This window comes from Microbulbifer sp. ARAS458-1 (assembly GCF_045348205.1).
Taxonomy (GTDB): Bacteria; Pseudomonadota; Gammaproteobacteria; order Pseudomonadales; family Cellvibrionaceae; genus Microbulbifer.
Map to the genome: position 1 here is coordinate 2208471 of NZ_CP155838.1, position 17325 is coordinate 2225795.

Here is a 17325-nt window from a genome sequence, read left to right on the forward strand (position 1 = left end):
TACCATGCGCGATCAGAATAAACCCGCTGAGGTAAGCGCGAATAGCGCGAAACAGGATCTCGCCTCTCTGGCCATCCGGCGTCCGGTGCTGGTACTGGTGCTGAACCTGCTGATTGCCATTGCCGGTATCGCTGCGTTCAGCGCGGTGGAAGTGCGTGAGTTGCCGGATGTGGATGTGCCCATCGTTTCTGTACGCGGCACCTTGCCCGGCGCCTCGCCGGAAACCCTGGATTCCGAAGTCACCAGTATTGTGGAAGGCGCGGTGGCGCGGGTTTCCGGCATTCGCCAGATTGAATCTTCCAGTGAGGAAAACAGCTTCCGCATCCATATCGAATTCAATTCCAATGTGGATCTGGATACCGCCGCCGCCGACGTGCGCGAAGCGGTCAGCCAGGCGGAGCGCAACCTGCCCAGTGATGTGGAGCAGCTGACGGTCGTCAAGGCCGCGGATCAGCCGGAGCCGGTGGTGCAACTGGCGGTCACCAGCGACACCCTGCGTGATGAAGCGCTTACCTACATCATCGAAAAAGACATAGTCCCCGAGCTGATTTCCATCAACGGCGTGGCGGACGTGCCCATCTCCGGGCAGCGCCAGCGAGTACTGCGGGTAGTGCTGGATCCATTGCGCCTGACAAGCTTTGGCCTTTCGGTGAGCGACGTGGCCGACGTACTGCGCAACGCGCCGCTGGATGTGCCCTCCGGCAGTTTCAATTCCGTGGATCAGCAGTTACTGGTGCGCACCGACGCGTCCACGGTGACCGAAGAGCAGGTGCGTGAAACCACTGTCCGCGGCGATATCCGTATCGGCGATGTGGCCCACGTGTCCTTCGGACCGGAAGATGTGCAGTCCCTGGTGTACTTGAATGATCGCCCGGTGATTGGTCTGGGGGTGGTGCGCCAGGCACAGAGTAATACCATCGAAATCAGCGATGCGGTGCATCGCAAAGTTGCGTCCCTGAACAAGCGCTTCAACAATCTTTCTATCACCGTCACCGAAGACCGCGCCGTGTTTATCAAGGGGTCGGTGAAGGAAGTGGTCACCAGCCTGTTCTACACGGTGCTGATTGTGATCGCCGCCATCTGGCTGTTTTTCGGCAATATCCGCACCACCCTGGTTCCCAGTACCGCTATTCCGATCGCACTGATCGGCACGCTGGCGGGCATCTGGATGATGGGTTTCTCCATCAACATCCTGACCCTGCTGGCCATTGTGCTGGCCACCGGCCTGGTGGTGGATGATGCGATCGTGGTGCTGGAAAATATTCAGCGCCTGCGTGGAATGGGCATGGGCGCGCGGGCGGCAGCAGTGCTCGGTACGCGCCAGGTCATTTTTGCGGTGCTGGCTACCACTGCGGTGCTGGTGAGCGTATTTATTCCCATCGCTTTGTTGCCCAGTACCGCCGGGCGTATGTTCCGTGAATTCGGCATGGTACTGGCGACCGCCGTGGCACTGTCTTCCATTGTGGCGCTGACGCTGGTGCCGATGCTCACCGCGCGGGTCACCCGCAACGAGCAGTCCCAAGGCGGCAATAAAATCTACCAGCGGATTGCGGCACTGGGCGAACGTCTCGCGAACATTTATCAGCGCAGTCTGGAAGCCTGCCTGCGCCGCGGCTGGATCAGTTTTGCGGTGGCCATGTTGCTCGCGGTGGGCGCCGGTGCCCTGTACACGGTGATCGGCAAAGAGCTGTTGCCATCGGAAGACCGCGGCATTCTCTACGTGAATGCCACCGGACCCGACGGGGTAGGGCAGAACTATATCGCCCGTCAGGCGGAACATATCGAGGATGTAGTGCGGCCACTGGTAGAGCGCGGTGATATCACCGATATCATGACCAAGATTGGTCAGTGGGATCCCAACCGCGCACAGATTACCTTGCCACTGGCGGACTGGGATGATCGCACGGTTTCGCAGCAGGATATCAAGCGGGAAATCCAGGGCCCACTGGAGGCAATCCCCGGTGCCCGTATCCGCGTAGGCAGCCCCAATAGCCTGTCGTTACGTGGCGGCGGTGGTGGTATTGAGGTGGCACTGCTGGGGAACGATTACGGACGTATTTATCAGGCCTCCAGAGATCTGGCCCGTGCCATGGAAGATCGGCTGCCGCACTTCGGTCGCCCGGAAATCAGCTACAGGCCCACGCAGCCACAACTCTCTATCGAAATTGATCGCCGCCGCGCAGCGGATCTCGGTGTGCCCCTGGACAGTATCGCGACGACTTTGCGCACCGTCGTGGATGGCCTCGATGTAGTGGACCTGAATGTGGGTGACCAGGCGGTGCCCATCATGCTGGAAACGTCCAACACCACCGTCTCCTCGCCGGAAGACCTAGTGAATCTCTATGTGAAAAGTGAGCGCGGTGACCTGCTGCCACTGTCCAGTATGGTGAAACTGCGCGAAGAAAGTGTCGCCGCCGAACTGGACCGCCAGGGTCAGCGCCGCGCTATCGAGATCGACGCGGGCCTGGAGCCGGGTTATCCCCTGGCAAGTGCGGTGGAAGATATTCAGAAACTGGCAGACGAAATTTTGCCGGAAGATATCGGCCTCGCGTTTCTCGGTGAGGCAGATTCCCTGGAAGAAAGCTCCCGTGAAGTGGCCATGACCTACGCCATTGCCGCACTGGTGGTATTCCTGGTGCTGTGCGCGCAGTTTGAAGGTGTCAGCAGTGCGGTGATTGTGATGGTTACCGTACCCTTCGGTTTGGCTGCGGCGGTGTACGCACTGTTTTTTACCGGCACCACCATCAATATTTTCTCGCAGATCGGACTGGTGATGTTGATCGGGTTGATGGCCAAGAACGGGATTCTGCTGGTGGAATTTGCCGATCAGTTGCGGGACAAAGGCCACAGTGTCTATGACGCCGTGACTGAAGCGGCGCGGGTGCGCCTGCGTCCCATCGCCATGACCATGCTGTCCACCGTGCTGGGTGGTTTGCCGTTGATTTTAAGTAGCGGCCCCGGCGCGGAAGCGCGCTCCGCCATTGGCTGGGTAATGTTTGGTGGCCTGGGGCTTGCCGCGCTGTTTACCCTGTATCTCACACCGGTGGTGTACCTCGGCCTCGGTCGATTCCACAAGCCGCGCTCGGTGGAAAGCAGTTTGTTGGATACAGAGTTGGAAGATGCGCTGAAGGGGTGAAGTTCGGTCTTGTCGAGTGCGAAAATTCGTTATGCTTCAATTTCTATCAGAAACTGAAGTCGCATCATGGCCTTTGAGGTACTGAAAGACCGCAACTACGCGCTGTACCTGGGCGGGAATACCGTCTCCTGGATTGGTACCTGGATGCAGCGCACGGCCATCGGCTGGCTGTCGTGGGAGCTGACGGAATCCTCAAGCTGGGTGGGCCTTATCGTGCTCGCCCAGTACCTGCCTCTGGTATTTATCGCGCCGCTGTTCGGCGTGCTGATCGATCGCATGGATCGCCGGCGCTATGCCATCGTCTGCCTGCTGGTGCAGATCCTGCTTAATACCGGACTCTTTGTTACCCACGCGATGGGTTTCCTCAATATTCACGCGCTGCTCGCCTGTTGCGTATTGCTGGGTATTGGCAACGCCGCCTATCAGCCGATCCGGCTGACACTGATTCACGATATTGCCCCGCGGGAATACCTGACCCAGGCTATTAGCCTCAATGCCGTGGTGTTCAATGTCACCCGTGTGGTGGGGCCGGCAATGGGTGGTATTTCCATCAGTACCATCGGCGTTGGCGGCACCTCTCTGATCAATACCCTAACTTTTCTCGGTACGCTGTTTTCCCTTCTGGTGGTGTATATCCGCCCGACGGCCCGCAGCAGCAAGGGCGGCGGTGTCTTCTTCCAGCTATTGGAAGGGCTGCGTTATATCAACAGCGTGCCGAAATTTCTTGAGCTGTTTGTGCTCTCGGTGGCCATTGCCGCCTTCGGCCGCGGTGTGCTGGAATTGTTACCGGCGTTTGCCGGTGGCGTCTTCGAGCGCGGCAGCAGCGGGCTCGCCACCCTGATGGCGGTAGCCGGTGCCGGCGGCATTGTGGCGGGGGTACTGCTGTCCGGAACGACCAGGCGCAGCACCCTGGTGACTTTCATTTCGGTGGGCTGTGCACTGCAGGGACTGTTTGTGGCGCTGCTTGGTTTCTCCAGCCTGTTTTTACTGGCCGCACTCAGTATCTTTGGCATCGCCGCCATGTCGACCCTTGCCAGTATTGGCATGCAGGCGGCACTTCAGGCGGATCTCGACAGCGCATTTCGCGGTCGTGTGGTCAGTATCTGGGGGATGATCACCGTGGCCGGCCCGGCACTGGGAGCGTCGATCCTCGGTGCTCTGGCGCAGGTAACCGGACTCCCGGCGGTGGCGATAATCAGTGGCGTGTTGTGTACGTTGATCTGTATTGGCGTAATGTGGCGCAGCCGCTTTTTCCCACTGGGAGGGCGCGGCCTGAAACACACATCTGATGCGCCTTGACTCTAGGGGCCACCTGCCCGTCGAGACAAGACACAACAGCTGCACGCTTCAGACCACGCCAGGGGTGTTTCGGCAGCCTGCTAAACACTGAATTTTTTGAATGGAGAATCCCGTGAGTACCGCCGCCTCAATTGCCCTTATTCCCGGTTTTATGCTGGATGAAACACTGTGGGATGACTTTCGGGATTATCTGCCCCGAGATTGGAGTGTTCATACCGCTTCTCTCGGCGACGGTCCAACCATTCGCGATATGGCGACCGACATTGCCGACCGCCTGCCGCAACGATTTGTCCTGATCGGATTCTCTCTCGGTGGCTATATCGCCAGGCAGCTGGCTGCGGATTATCCGGAGCGGGTGGAAGCGTTGGTGCTTGTTGCCAGCTCGCTGCGTGACGACACCACACAGCAGAGGAAAACGAAAATGCAGGCGGTGCAGGCGCTAACCCCGGAGCGATTCCGGGGACTGAGCAACAGCACCATTGCCCATTCGCTGCACCCGGATAATGTCGCAGACAAGGCTCTGGTTGCGAGGATCAAGGAAATGAGTCGCCGCTTGGGCTACCGGGCACTGGCAACGCAATCGGCGCTGGATCGCTCTCAGGTTCCGGCGCCAGCAATTGATTGCCCGACACTGGTGATCGCCAGCGCAAACGATGCCCTGCGCTCACTGGAAGAAGCAGAAGAACTGGCGGTGGCAATTCCCAATGCCGAGCTTCAGCTGATCGAAGGATGCGGCCATATGATTCCGCTGGAGCAGCCGCAGGCGCTTGCTGAATCCATTCAGCGCTGGTTTGGTCAGCAAAGATAACGAATTAGTTTTTGTCTGCGGCCGACTTTTTTGTAGACCGGCTGCTGAACAGCCCGGTCAAAATGGAAATCAACGCACTGATCCCCAGCAGCCAGCAGTAGTGAATACTGCCCGCCAATGCCAGCGGCGAGACTTTTGCCAAAGACGATGCCAGCAGTATCTGTGCACCGTACGGTAGCAATCCCTGCACGGTGCAGGAATAAATATCCAGCAGGCTGGCGCTGCGACGGGGATCCACGCCGTAGCGGTTGGCCATATCTTTGGCGAGCTGCCCAGTCAGCAAGATAGCCACGGTATTATTGGCGGTACAGACATTGGTCAGCGCCACCGCGGTGCTGATACCCAGCTCGCCGGTTTTGCGCCCGGGCTTACCGCGGCTGCAAAGCTGGCTGATTCTGTCGATCTCTCGGCCCAGCCAGGCCAGTCCACCACCGGCGTGCATCAGGGCGCCGAGTCCGCCGATCATCAGCGACAGAATCAGAATCTCCTGCATACCGGTATAGCCCGCGTAAATATCCTTGGACAGAGCCGCAATGGAATAGTCCGGCTGCAATCCCGCTCCAATGGCGCCCGCCAGCAGAATCCCGATAAACAGTACCAGCAGTACGTTCACGCCACTGACCGCCAGTACCAGCACCACGATATAGGGCAGCACCCGAATCAGTTCGTAGTCCCCCGGCGCCGTTACCTGCGCGGTTGTGCCGGAGAAGTACAGCCAGATCAATGCGACCACCGCGGCGGGCAGGGCGATCAGCAGGTTCATGCGGAATTTATCCCGCATCTTTACCCCTTGAGTGCGGGTGGCGGCGATGGTGGTGTCGGAAATAATCGACAGGTTGTCACCGAACATGGCCCCGCCCACCACGGTGCCGATGGCGAGCAGCATCGGCAACTCCGTCGCATCGCTGAGGCCTACCGCGATGGGCGCGATGGCGGCGATGGTGCCCATGGAGGTGCCCATGGCAGTCGCCACGAAGGCAGTGATCAGAAACAGCCCAGGCAGCACCAGCGTGGGTGGAATAACGCTCAAGCCAAAATTCACCGTGGCATCCACACCGCCAACGGCCTTGGCCACACTGGCAAAGGCGCCGGCGAGCAGGTAGATCAGCACCATGGTGATAATGGTCGGGTCACCAACACCCTGGATAAAGGTATCGATACGTCGGCTTAGGGAACCCTGGGCGAGCAGGATCGCCAGGGCAATGGCCGGCAGAATCGCCACTGGTGCGGATACCTGATAGAAGGCCATCTCAACGCCCTGGCACTGATACCAGAGGCCAGCACCAACGAACAATGCAAGGAATAGTAATAGGGGTAGTAGTGCAAGTACCGTTGGTTTGGGTGTGGGCGAGGAGGTGGGATGTGCCTGTTGCACTGAATTTTGAGTCATTGATACCGCTTTGACCGTTGGGTTTGACGTTGGTGTAGGAATCAAAGGGCGCGAATTTTAAACAGTAATCGCAGCTCCGGCTAAGAACTTGCGGGCGTTTCGCGGTTCAGTCTCGTTATATCGCATGACGGTGGGACGTTGTGCGCCCGTTTCTTTACAGATTTTTACCTTTCGCAGCCGTGGAAGTCTTTGATGTTGTTAATGAGATACATTATCATTCCTGGTTTGCTCACCCGTGTTTCGGCTAGATTGCCGCAAACGCTATAACCAGCGCTTCTCAGAAGAACCTCTGGCGTGGCGCAAAACTTTCAGGTACAGAATAAGTAGTTTCGGGGGCGGAACCAACGTGGCTTTTTCTCTTGGGTCGGTGCGACAGTGGCACTGGATTAGTTCTGCTGTCTGTCTTGTGGGGATGTTGTTGTTTGCCGTCACCGGGGTCACGTTGAATCACGCCGCTGAAATTCCGTCGACGCCAGAAATTGTCAGCCATGAAGGGCAGGTGCCAGATGCTCTGATCGAGGCGGTACGCAACCTTGCCAGCGATGGAAGGGAGCAGCGGATTCTCCCGGGTGTGTTGAAGAAGTGGCTTGCCGCGGAGTATCAGATACATATCCCGCGCGCGCGCCGCGGGGAGTGGGACGGTGGAGAATTCTATCTGGCCCTGCCGCGCCCTGGCGGCGACGCCTGGTTTTCTCTGGACACTGAGAGTGGGGAGTTTATCTACGAAAGTACCGACCGCGGCTGGATCGCGTACTTTAACGACTTACATAAGGGGCGAGACACCGGTACGGCCTGGCGTTGGTATCTGGATCTCTTTGCAGTCGCCTGCATCGTGTTTTGCCTTACCGGGTTTTGGCTGTTATGGCAGCAGTCCTCCCGGCGGGTCTCTACCTGGCCAATTACTGCCCTGGGGGTTCTGATTCCCCTGGTCATCGCGCTTGTTTTTATTCACTGATTATTAAACTGGAATAAGCATGGAAAGAAAGCTGTTCAAAAGTCTCCCGGGCATGGCCGCCATGGGTGCTCTTTTTCTGACAATGGGCGCCCAGGCGGAGAACCTGCAGGTAAGTATCGAAATCCCACGATTGAACGTGGCCGAATACCACAAGCCATATGTGGCGGTATGGCTGGAAGACGAGTCCCGCAGTGCCACCCAGATTGCCGTGTGGTACGACGTGGAAATGCGCAATAACGAAGGCGAGAAATGGCTGAAAGACCTGCGCCAGTGGTGGCGTCGGGGTGGTCGTTCTCTGGATGTTCCGGTAGATGGCATTACTTCCGCTACCTACGGTCCGGGTGAGCATACATTCGAAGTATCCATCAACGGCAGTGACCTGGCTGATCTGGCACCGGGAAAATACCGGCTGCGGGTCGAGGCAGCTCGGGAAGTTGGTGGTCGCGAGCTGGTGGAAATTCCACTGACATGGCCACTGGAAAAATCCAGCTTGCCGCTGTCGGTCAAAGGGAGTGAAGAGCTGGGCCAGGTGCGCATCGCACTGCAGCCCTGATCCTGGCATCCCTGACTGACGAAATCTGACCTGAATCTGAAATGACCGATACTGATAAGGACACACCCATGAAATCGAATTTCGCAAGTGTACTGGTTGCTGGACTGTTGGCGGCTGGTGTTGCCATGCAGGCCGAGGCGCACCGCGTATGGATTCTACCGAGCAGCACCGTGCTGTCTGGCGATGACCCCTATGTCACCTTCGATGCAGCCGTTTCCAATACCATTTTCTTTCCGGATCACGTGGCGATGGGCGTTGACGCCGTCACCGCAACGGCACCCAACGGCAAAACCGTAGCCCTGGAAAATGCGTCCCGTGGTAAATATCGCTCTACCTTCGACGTGCAGCTGAAAGAAGAAGGTACTTATAAAATTGGCCTTGCATCTTCCGGTTTGCGCGCTTTCTGGAAAGATGCAGAGGGCAAACGCAAGATGTGGCCAGGGCGTGGCCAGCAAGCCAACGATGCCGAGTTTGAGACCGCGGTGCCAAAGGATGCCAAGGATCTCCGTGTGACCCAAAGCTCCCGTCGGGTTGAAACTTTTGTGACCGCGGGCGCGCCGACCAACGATGTCTTGAAGCCTGAAGGGGTTGGCCTGGAACTGGTGCCGGTTACTCACCCCAACGATCTCTACGCCGGTGAGGAAGCCAGCTTTGAGATGCTGATCGATGGCGAACCGGCAAAAGGCGCCGAAATCGTATTGATTCCCGGCGGTTCCCGGTACCGCGATTCGCAAAACGAAATCAAGGTCAAGGCTGACGCGGAAGGTCGTTTCAATGTGACCTGGCCGAGCGCTGGCCAGTACTTTATGGAAGCGGAATACGAGGATGATAAAGCCAGGGCGCCGGCGACTGTGCGCAGTGGTTCCTACTCTGCAACTTTTGAAGTGCTGCCCCTGTAAAGCCAAAGCCACGGAGCCAACCAGTGACCGAGAATCAGCGCATTGCTCTTGCCTTGGGCTGCACGCTGCTCTGGCTTCTATGGGTGGCGTACCTGTACCTGCGCCACCGCCGGGCAATACCCCGCGCCCACCGTCAGCAAGACCCGGTAGAGGGGCATGTTCTTATCGCCTATGCGAGCCAGAGTGGAACTGCCGCAACACTGGCGCGTCAGAGTGCAGATCACCTCGGGGCATCACGAGCGGTTACCCTATTGCCTCTCAGCCAGGTTTCTTCGGAGACGCTGCGGGTCGCGCGCAAGGCGTTGTTTGTCGTGGCGACTTATGGTGAGGGTGAAGCGCCAGATAACGGTCAGCGATTTGCCAGGAAATTCTTGGCGAATCCCAGTCGTAGCGGCGCTGGCGTGGGGGCACTGGACCTCTCACATCTTTCCTATTCCGTAATTGCTCTGGGGGACAGTACTTACGAGCGCTTTTGTGCCTTCGGACAACGTATGTTTGATGGTATGGCACAGCTGGGTGCCAAGGCTCTGGAGCCCTTGCATAAAGTCGATAGTGCGCTGGGGGATCCCAGCAGTGTTGTCCGTGCAATGCCCCAATGGTTCCGTCCGGTGCCAGCGGCGGTTTCCCCCGGTAAGGAAGAGGCTCTGCAGCGGCGCGTCTGGTGGCGCCTGGCCGCGCGTACCCTGTTGAACTCCGGAAGCCCAGGCGAACCACTTTTCGAGCTTACCCTGCGAGCGGTCAGCGACTGGCCAAAGTGGCGTGCCGGCGATATTTTTGAGTTACAGCCTCGCCAACCCCGCGCATTGGTTGCGGAGTGGCTGGCACAACATCAGCTGGATGCCAACGAGTGGATAGTTGTTGGTAAGCGCGGCCAGACCTTGCAGGCATGGTTGCGCGAGCGCTGGCTTCCGCGTGGTGGCTTCAATCGGGAAAAATTGCTGAGCGGTGATTTCTCCGAGTTTCCACGGTTACCGGTGCGCGAGTACTCGGTGGCTTCCAGCCACTCTGAAAAAGTGCTCAAGCTGATCGTGCGACAGCAGTCCGATGGCCAGGGAAATCTGGGGCTGGGGTCCGGTTGGCTGACTGAATTCTGTGAGGTCGGAGAGCTGTTTGCCGGTCGCTTGCGGGAAAACAGCCGTTGCCACACCCCGGACCACAGTCGTCCCTTATTGTTGATTGGTGCCGGCAGCGGCCTCGCCGGCCTGCGCGCGCAAATAGCGGAGCGGAGCGCTCAGGCCGCTTCTCCGGGCAGTGCCGGGCCCGTCTGGATGGTGTTTGGTGAGCGTTGTGCCAAAACGGATCGCCCACTGATGGAGGAAGTTGATACCTGGATGACACAGGGCACGCTCTCCCGCTGTGATCGTGTTTTCTCCCGGAGCGAGTCCGGCGAACCCGGATATGTGCAGGATTTTCTCGCCCGCCATTCCCAGGACCTTTACGGTTTCGTTTCCCGCGGTGCAGACATTTATGTATGTGGGAATCGGGAGGGAATGGGCGCGGGCGTGGACCGCACTCTGCGGCAAGTGCTGGGGGACGCGGAAGTGGATTCACTTCTTGATCATGGCCATTACCGAAGGGATCTGTACTGAATTCGGCTTTTCCAGTAGGGTCATGCTCATTCAATAAAAGGAGTGGGTTATGTGTGACGAGCTGAATAGCAAAGATGCCGAATCCTATTTTTTGCAGCATGGGTCTGGTAAAGGGGTAAGCCGCCGAGGGTTTGGGCGCCTTGGGATTGGTGCCGGACTGTTGGCCTTGCTGCCTTGGTCCGTATCCGCACAGAATGGAGCCAAGGTTGTCGAGCGCAAGGTCATGGTACCCACACCGGATGGTGAGGCTGACTGCTATTTCGTACACCCGACAGAAGGCCGTCACCCGGCGGTAATACTGTGGCCGGATATTTTCGGTATGCGCCCGGCATTCCGTGAAATGGGCAAGCGCCTGGCGCAGTCCGGTTATTCGGTCCTGGTGGTAAACCCCTACTACCGCACCATGAAAGGCCAATTAGTACCGGATGATGCAAAAATCATCGGTCCGGAGTTGCGCAAAGAGGTATTCCCCAAAGGCCGCGAGCTCGCCGGCACGCTTTCTCCTGCGACCTGTGTTACTGACGGCAAGGCGTTCATTGCCTGGCTGGATCAGCAGCCGTCGGTGGATCCCCAGAAAAAAGCCGGCACCGCCGGTTACTGCATGACCGGCTCCTACACCTTCCGCCTGGCCGCCGCCATGCCGGACCGCTTTGGCGCTGGGGCCTCCTTCCACGGTGGCGGCCTGGTGACGGATGCTGCCGACAGTCCGCATCGCCTGATCCCGGAAATCAAAGCCAATTTCCTGGTAGCCATTGCTGAAAACGACGACGAGCGTCAGCCCGAAGCGAAAGACGAACTGCGTAACGCCTTCAAGGCCGCGGGCGTGGATGCCACCGTGGAAGTCTACGATGGCGCCATGCACGGCTGGTGCCCGCCGGATTCCATGGCGTATAACCCGGCTCAGGCAGAGCGTGCCTGGCAGGAAATGCTGAACCTATTTGCCCGCTTGGAAAACCGCTAGAGGTCAGAATGATGCTGCAGCTCGCTAAGTGTTTTTTGGTCAGCTCCTGCCTGATGGGGACTGTGGCCACGGCGGAAACGTCTGATGCTCCCCCATTTGCTATCGCCATTCACGGGGGTGCCGGCACCATCGAGAAGGCGTCCATGACTCCGGAAAAAGAGCGTGCTTACCGCACCAAGCTCGAAGAAGCCGTGAATGCCGGTTACGGGGTGTTGGAGCAGGGCGGGTCCAGCCTGGATGCGGTGGTCGCCGCCATCAATATTCTTGAGGATTCTCCCCTCTTTAACGCTGGTAAGGGTGCTGTCTACACCTACGACGGCACCCACGAACTGGACGCCTCCATCATGGATGGCCGCGATCGTCAGGCCGGCGCCGTAGCCGGGGTGAAGCATATTGCCAACCCGATCAACCTGGCGCGGATGGTGATGGAAGATTCTCCCTTTGTGATGTTGGCCGGGCAGGGTGCGGAGGACTTTGCCAAGAGCCGCGGCGTGCCCATGGTCGACAATAAAACCTTCGACACCGAACAGCGCCGCCAGCAGCTGGAAAGGGTCAAAGAAAAGCTGGATAAGGAAAACAAGCAGGACAAGGATTACCGGGCCGCGGTCGAAGCTCTGCCGGAACCTTTCCGCATGGGCACCGTAGGCGCAGTCGCCCTGGATAATGAGGGCAACCTCGCAGCAGGCACCTCTACCGGTGGTATGACCGCCAAACGCTACGGCCGCATTGGCGACTCCCCGGTGATCGGTGCCGGCACCTTTGCCGACAACAAATCCTGCGCAGTCTCCGCCACCGGCCACGGGGAATACTTCATCCGCTACAACGTCGCCGCAGATATCTGTAGCCGGGTAGAGTACCAAAGCAAGTCCGTGGCCCAGGCTGCGGGCGAGGTGATCAACGATATCCTGTTACCGGTAGGCGGTACCGGCGGGGTGATTGTTCTGGACGGGGAAGGCAACATCGCGCTGACCTTCAATACCAAGGGTATGTATCGGGCGAGTCGGGTGGCAGGTCAGAAGCCAGTCATCGGAATATTCGAAAAAGACTGACCACAAGATTTGGCGCCCCCGGCAGGACTCGAACCTGCAGTGCGGACTTAGGAGGTCCGTGGTTTATCCTGTTAACCGACGGGGGCGTTTTGTAGGTCGCCAGCCTGTGCGCCACAGGGAGTGGTCGGCCGGGCGGGGGCCATTCTAGCGGCTGATGTCGTATCTGTCATGGCGCCCGACCCTATCGACCTTTCTGAATACGCTGCCGCGTTGGGCGTTTCTGCAAATCTCGGATCAAATTTCACTCCGCTTTCACACTGTCACCTAGGGTAACGCTTCGGCTCAAATCGGTTACCGGTTTGCTCTCTTTCGGGGCGTTTTCAGACACCGGGAAAACTGCGGAAAAATTTCGCAAATTGGTAACAATTTGTCGTTATTTTGGCGCCAGCAGGTGGGGGGTGAGGATCAGTCTCCCCGGTGCTGAAGGTGCTATCCAGGTGACAGGTGTAACCCCAGGAAAAACCTTACTGCGTAGCGAAAAAGTTGCTTGACCGGAAAAGCCGGAGCTGGCTAATCTGCGATTGCACAACAAAAACAGACAAAGAGTTTCTGCCCTGGCAGATCGAGATTGTGGAGTTTTCTATGAGCGGCAACGTTATCGAAAATGACATGGATTTTGATGGAACTGATTCCTCTCTTGAAGAGAGTCTGCTCTATACCCCAGAGAGCCCTCGCGACGCACGTCGGCTGGTTGAAGACCGGTTGGAAGAGATGCGCTTGCGGCGGGAGTTGATGGATTACCAGTACGACTTCTGACCGGGATTGGAATCTCAGGCCAAAACCTCGCACCGGGATCAGCCCGGAATATAAATTTTTCCTGCCTCAATGTATTGTGCATTAAGTGAGCAGTGATCGCCAAAGGGTGCCATCGGCACCCTTTCGCATTTCTGGGGGACAAGCCCAGCCAGTTTCCACACCTTGCAGTGGGGTGTATATTGGAGGCTCAGGTTCTGCAACAGTCAGGATGCAGCAGGATATAGGATGTTCTAATGGTGATTTCCGAAAGGTTCGAGAGCCGCGTGCGCTCGGAAGTTTCCGAGGATGGCGAGGAGCTGGTGATACATGTCACCGGTAACTTCGACTTCAACATTCACCGGGACTTTCAGCGGGCCTACCGCAATGCGAATCCGGTCCCCAAGGTATTTCTGGTAGACCTTGCAGCCACGGATCACCTGGATAGCGCGGCGCTGGGCATGCTGCTGCTTCTGCGTGACTATTGCGTCGAAATTGGCCGCGAGCGCCAACAGCCTACCGTGGAATTAATGAATGCAAACGCGCACGTTGCCCACATCCTCACCGTGTCAAATTTTGACCGTATATTCAGCATTCGCTGAGTAGCGCATTATTGTCATGCCCGCCTTCCGTATTCTCATCATTGAAAGTGACCAGCAGGAAACGGAGGCATTGCGCCAACTAATCGCCAAATGGGAGTACCGGAGTTCTGCCGGCTGTGTGCTACCGGCGTCGATGTTGTGCGTCGCAGATGCCGAGGCGGCGCTGCGCGCCTATGATGAGTTTATTCCCAATCTTCTGATCTTTGGCCCAAATGCGGCACTGGCGACGTCCGGTGAAGCGGTAGGGCAATTGCGCCAGTGTATGGGGGTGGAGCCGGTGCCGATTCTTGCGGTGCAAGAGCTGCGGGGTATGGGTGCCGACACGCTGAGTCTCGCGGCGTGCGATGACATCCTTACCAAGCCGTACAGTCCACGCCTGGTACAGCTAAAACTGGCATCGATTCGGCGCTTTTGCGAGTTCAGCCGATCCCTGATGGCGCAACGTGACCGGCTTCGGCGCCATCACGCGGACTTCCTGCAGGAGCAGGCCAACGCCCGGGAAATTTTTGGCAACCTCGGAAACGAAAGTTGTCTCGATGATACTCCGGCCATTCGCTATCACCTGTCTCCCCGTGCAGTGTTGAACGGGGATTTACTGGCCGCTACCTATACGCCGGACGGCAAGCTGGTGCTGATGTTGGGTGACTTCGCGGGACATGGTCTCGCCGCCGCGGTAGGAGCGGTACCCCTCACTTCCATTTTCTATTCGATGATTCCGCGCGGTTTTTCCTTTGCCCGTGTGGCCCGGGAGATCAATCGCAAACTGTACGACATATTGCCGCGTCAAATGTTTTGCTGTCTGGCAATGCTGGAGTACGACCCCCGACGCCGACATTTGCGCCTGCTGAACGCGGGAATGCCGAGCCCTTGCCTCAAGCGGGCCGATGGTGCACTGAAGTTGCTGGAGTCCAGACATTTACCGCTCGGGGTGCTGTCATCCGACCAGATAAGCTCCGCCATCGTGAATATTCGGGTGTTGCCCGGCGACCGACTGTTCCTTTGGAGTGATGGGATTCATGAAGCGCGCAACAGCAAGGGCGAACATTTCGGAGAGTCGCGGCTGTTGGCCCTGTTGCGGCAGACAGCTGATACGTCGGCAGCACTGGACCCGGACACTCTGGTGTTCGACCGGATACTGCTGGCCGTCAGTGCGCATGCGGCGGAACAGCACGATGATCTGTCGCTGGTGGAGCTGGACCTGTCAGACCCTGGTCTGCGCCGCAGTGGATGTCCTGAACTGGAAACGACCGGGGATCGCAAGGGTGGTCGAATTGGTGACTGGTCAATCAATTTCCGTCTGACAGAGATTGAACTGCGCGAGTCAGACCCACTGCCCCATCTTTTGAGTGTGCTCGGACAAATGCCCGGCGCGGCGCGTTTTCAGGAGGATCTCGCCATTGCGCTGGGAGAGCTGTTTCGCAATGCCCTGGAACACGGTGTGCTGGAACTGGATTCCTCGATAAAGGGCACCGATGATGGTTTTGTCCGCTATTACGACCTGATGGCAGAGCGACGAAACCGTCTGTCTGATGGTTGGGTCAGTATCTCCCTGTGCTGCCGTGAGGGGGAGAATGGTGGCCGTCTGACTCTGGTGGTGGAAGACAGTGGTCAGGGCTTTCCCGCAGTGCGTGAAACTGGCTCAATCTACGCAGGCCGAGGTCTGGCGTTGCTGGACACTGTGTGCACTGAGGTGTGTTTTAGCACGGGAAGCAGCCGCGTTGAGGCGACGCTGGTCTGGGGGGAGAATCGGGATCCGAGACCGGAAAATGGTCCCGAATCACAACACGGTACCATGCAAACCCCGCCAGTACCGGTATAATCGCGCTCAGTTTTTCATCAGTCCGGTGCTCAATGTCCTCCTTCACCCCAGAATCCAATACTGCCGCAGGCAGTCCGCTCCTGTCGGTACAGGGGTTGTGCTGCGAGCGCGATGGGCGGCAGCTGTTCGCTGGGCTGACGTTTTGCTTGAATCCTGGGACTGCGATTCAGGTGGTGGGTGCCAATGGCGCGGGCAAGAGTACTCTGATCCGCACGCTTATCGGTAGCGTCTCAGATTTCCATGGTGATATTTCCTGGCGCGGCAGGGCATTTCCCCGGGGGGTGCGGTCGATGCGTGCAGAGTTGCTGTATATCGGGCACAACGCCGGTGTACGACGTGGTCTCACACCGTTGGAAAACCTGGCCTGGTACGGTGCTTCCGAGCGGGAGGCCTGCGAAGCGCTGGAGGCGGTCGGGCTGTTTGGGTTTGAAGACCTGCTGTGCCAGCAGCTTTCCGCTGGCCAGAACCGCCGCGTGGCACTTGCGCGCCTGTACCTGCCTGATCCCGCACCGCTGTGGGTGCTGGATGAGCCTCTGGCTGCGCTGGATGTGGCGGGCGTGCAAAGCCTGGAAGCCCGCATGGAGGCGCACCTGAGTAGTGGGGGGAGTCTGCTGGTGACCTCTCACCAACCTGTCCATATTCAGCCGCTGGCCCAGGTCGATCTTGCGGATTTCCAACCTCCGTGGGGTGGCACATTGGACGATGCCAGGGACTTTCCGCTGGCTGCCTCCTCGGTGGATCGCGAGGTTCGGCATGGTTGATCCCTCAGTGTCATCAGCACGGGAGCCCTCTGCGCCAATCCCTCAGGATCCTCAGGCAGTGCCAGGCCAGGGCGGTGCCCGGCGTGCGGTCCGCTTTTCCAGGCTGCCGGGCTTCCTTACTCTGCTTCGCACAGAATTCATCCTCGCGGCTCGGCGACGGGCCGACATTGTCAATCCGCTGCTGTTTTTTGTCACCGTGCTGGCCATGATGCCACTGGGCATCGGGCCTGAACCGGAGATGCTGGCCCGTATGGCGCCCGGCCTGATCTGGGTGATGGCGCTGCTGGCGACCTTGTTGTCACAGGAATCGCTGTTTCGCAATGACTACGAGGATGGCTCCCTGGAGCAACTGGCGCTGCAGTCGCAGCCACTGTACTTCCCGGTTCTGGCGAAGGTACTAGTGCACTGGCTGGTAACCGGGCTACCGCTGGCGCTGCTATCACCGCTATTGGGAATGATGCTCAATTTGGGAGCGGCGGGCTATTGGCCTTTGTTTGTATCCCTTGTACTGGGCACCGCCAGTCTCAGCCTGATTGGTGGGGTGGGAGCGGCTTTGACCGTGGCCCTGCGGCGCCCGGGCCTGCTGTTGGCGTTGATTATTATGCCGCTGTATGTGCCCGTGTTAATCTTCGGCACCGGAACAGTGCAGGCGGCACTGGACGGCTACAGCTTTGGACCCCAGTTGGCGATCCTCGGTGCCATTCTGGCCACGGCGGCCGCGCTTGCACCCCTGGCGTCTGCGGGTGCCATCCGTATCAGTCTCGAAAACTGA

Annotated in this window: 15 protein-coding genes and 1 tRNA gene; 14 read left to right on the forward strand and 2 right to left on the reverse strand. The window is 58.4% G+C overall.

The annotated features are described in order from the left end of the window. The first annotated feature begins 4 nt into the window (after window positions 1-4). The 3 genes from AAFH99_RS09035 to AAFH99_RS09045 all read left to right on the forward strand — a co-directional run bounded on the left by AAFH99_RS09035 (window position 5) and on the right by AAFH99_RS09045 (window position 5243). Complete coding sequence (locus AAFH99_RS09035) at window positions 5-3136, forward strand: efflux RND transporter permease subunit (protein ID WP_043316850.1); 3132 nt, start codon at window positions 5-7, stop codon at window positions 3134-3136. A 66-nt stretch (window positions 3137-3202) separates the two neighbouring features. Further along, window positions 3203-4435: an MFS transporter gene (locus AAFH99_RS09040; RefSeq protein WP_406827552.1), complete on the forward strand. Its 1233-nt coding sequence runs from the start codon at window positions 3203-3205 to the stop codon at window positions 4433-4435. A gap of 112 nt (window positions 4436-4547) precedes the next feature. Then, complete coding sequence (locus AAFH99_RS09045; protein WP_197023762.1) at window positions 4548-5243, forward strand: alpha/beta fold hydrolase; 696 nt, start codon at window positions 4548-4550, stop codon at window positions 5241-5243. Between the two features lie 4 nt (window positions 5244-5247). Here the strand turns inward: AAFH99_RS09045 and AAFH99_RS09050 are convergent, their stop codons facing one another. Beyond that, complete coding sequence (locus tag AAFH99_RS09050; protein WP_081847935.1) at window positions 5248-6633, reverse strand: Na+/H+ antiporter NhaC family protein; 1386 nt, start codon at window positions 6631-6633, stop codon at window positions 5248-5250. A 346-nt stretch (window positions 6634-6979) separates the two neighbouring features. Between AAFH99_RS09050 and AAFH99_RS09055 the strand changes: the two genes are divergently transcribed. The 6 genes from AAFH99_RS09055 to AAFH99_RS09080 all read left to right on the forward strand — a co-directional run bounded on the left by AAFH99_RS09055 (window position 6980) and on the right by AAFH99_RS09080 (window position 12639). Next, window positions 6980-7588, forward strand: a complete 609-nt coding sequence (locus AAFH99_RS09055) for a PepSY-associated TM helix domain-containing protein (RefSeq protein ID WP_043316842.1) — start codon at window positions 6980-6982, stop codon at window positions 7586-7588. Window positions 7589-7607: 19 nt separating this feature from the next. Then, window positions 7608-8141: a DUF2271 domain-containing protein gene (locus AAFH99_RS09060; protein ID WP_406827553.1), complete on the forward strand. Its 534-nt coding sequence runs from the start codon at window positions 7608-7610 to the stop codon at window positions 8139-8141. A 68-nt stretch (window positions 8142-8209) separates the two neighbouring features. Further along, entirely contained in the window at window positions 8210-9040 is an 831-nt protein-coding gene (locus AAFH99_RS09065) for a DUF4198 domain-containing protein (RefSeq protein WP_406827554.1), read from the forward strand. Between the two features lie 23 nt (window positions 9041-9063). Continuing rightward, window positions 9064-10629: an NADPH cytochrome P450 oxidoreductase family protein gene (locus AAFH99_RS09070; protein WP_051686957.1), complete on the forward strand. Its 1566-nt coding sequence runs from the start codon at window positions 9064-9066 to the stop codon at window positions 10627-10629. Between the two features lie 49 nt (window positions 10630-10678). Then, window positions 10679-11590 carry a dienelactone hydrolase family protein gene (locus AAFH99_RS09075; protein ID WP_043316841.1) on the forward strand — a complete coding sequence of 304 codons (912 nt, stop codon included), beginning with the start codon at window positions 10679-10681 and terminating at the stop codon, window positions 11588-11590. Between the two features lie 8 nt (window positions 11591-11598). Next, window positions 11599-12639: an isoaspartyl peptidase/L-asparaginase family protein gene (locus tag AAFH99_RS09080; protein WP_043316839.1), complete on the forward strand. Its 1041-nt coding sequence runs from the start codon at window positions 11599-11601 to the stop codon at window positions 12637-12639. 10 nt (window positions 12640-12649) lie between these two features. Here AAFH99_RS09080 and AAFH99_RS09085 read toward each other — a convergent pair. Continuing rightward, window positions 12650-12725, reverse strand: a tRNA-Arg gene (locus AAFH99_RS09085). Between the two features lie 496 nt (window positions 12726-13221). Here AAFH99_RS09085 and AAFH99_RS09090 point away from each other — a divergent pair. The 5 genes from AAFH99_RS09090 (at window position 13222) to ccmB (ending at window position 17325) form a co-directional block, all read left to right on the forward strand. After that, the gene (locus AAFH99_RS09090) at window positions 13222-13395 is read left to right on the forward strand and encodes a PA3496 family putative envelope integrity protein (protein WP_197023761.1); all 174 of its coding nucleotides are present in this window, start codon (window positions 13222-13224) and stop codon (window positions 13393-13395) included. 233 nt (window positions 13396-13628) lie between these two features. Next, the gene (locus tag AAFH99_RS09095; RefSeq protein ID WP_043316834.1) at window positions 13629-13973 is read left to right on the forward strand and encodes an STAS domain-containing protein; all 345 of its coding nucleotides are present in this window, start codon (window positions 13629-13631) and stop codon (window positions 13971-13973) included. 16 nt (window positions 13974-13989) lie between these two features. Further along, window positions 13990-15792 carry a SpoIIE family protein phosphatase gene (locus AAFH99_RS09100; RefSeq protein WP_406827555.1) on the forward strand — a complete coding sequence of 601 codons (1803 nt, stop codon included), beginning with the start codon at window positions 13990-13992 and terminating at the stop codon, window positions 15790-15792. Between the two features lie 32 nt (window positions 15793-15824). Beyond that, window positions 15825-16553, forward strand: a complete 729-nt coding sequence (ccmA, locus tag AAFH99_RS09105; protein WP_081847933.1) for a cytochrome c biogenesis heme-transporting ATPase CcmA — start codon at window positions 15825-15827, stop codon at window positions 16551-16553. After that, window positions 16546-17325 (forward strand): heme exporter protein CcmB, encoded by a 780-nt coding sequence (ccmB, locus tag AAFH99_RS09110; protein WP_081847932.1) that lies wholly within the window; start codon window positions 16546-16548, stop codon window positions 17323-17325. Before ccmA ends, ccmB begins: the two co-directional genes overlap by 8 nt.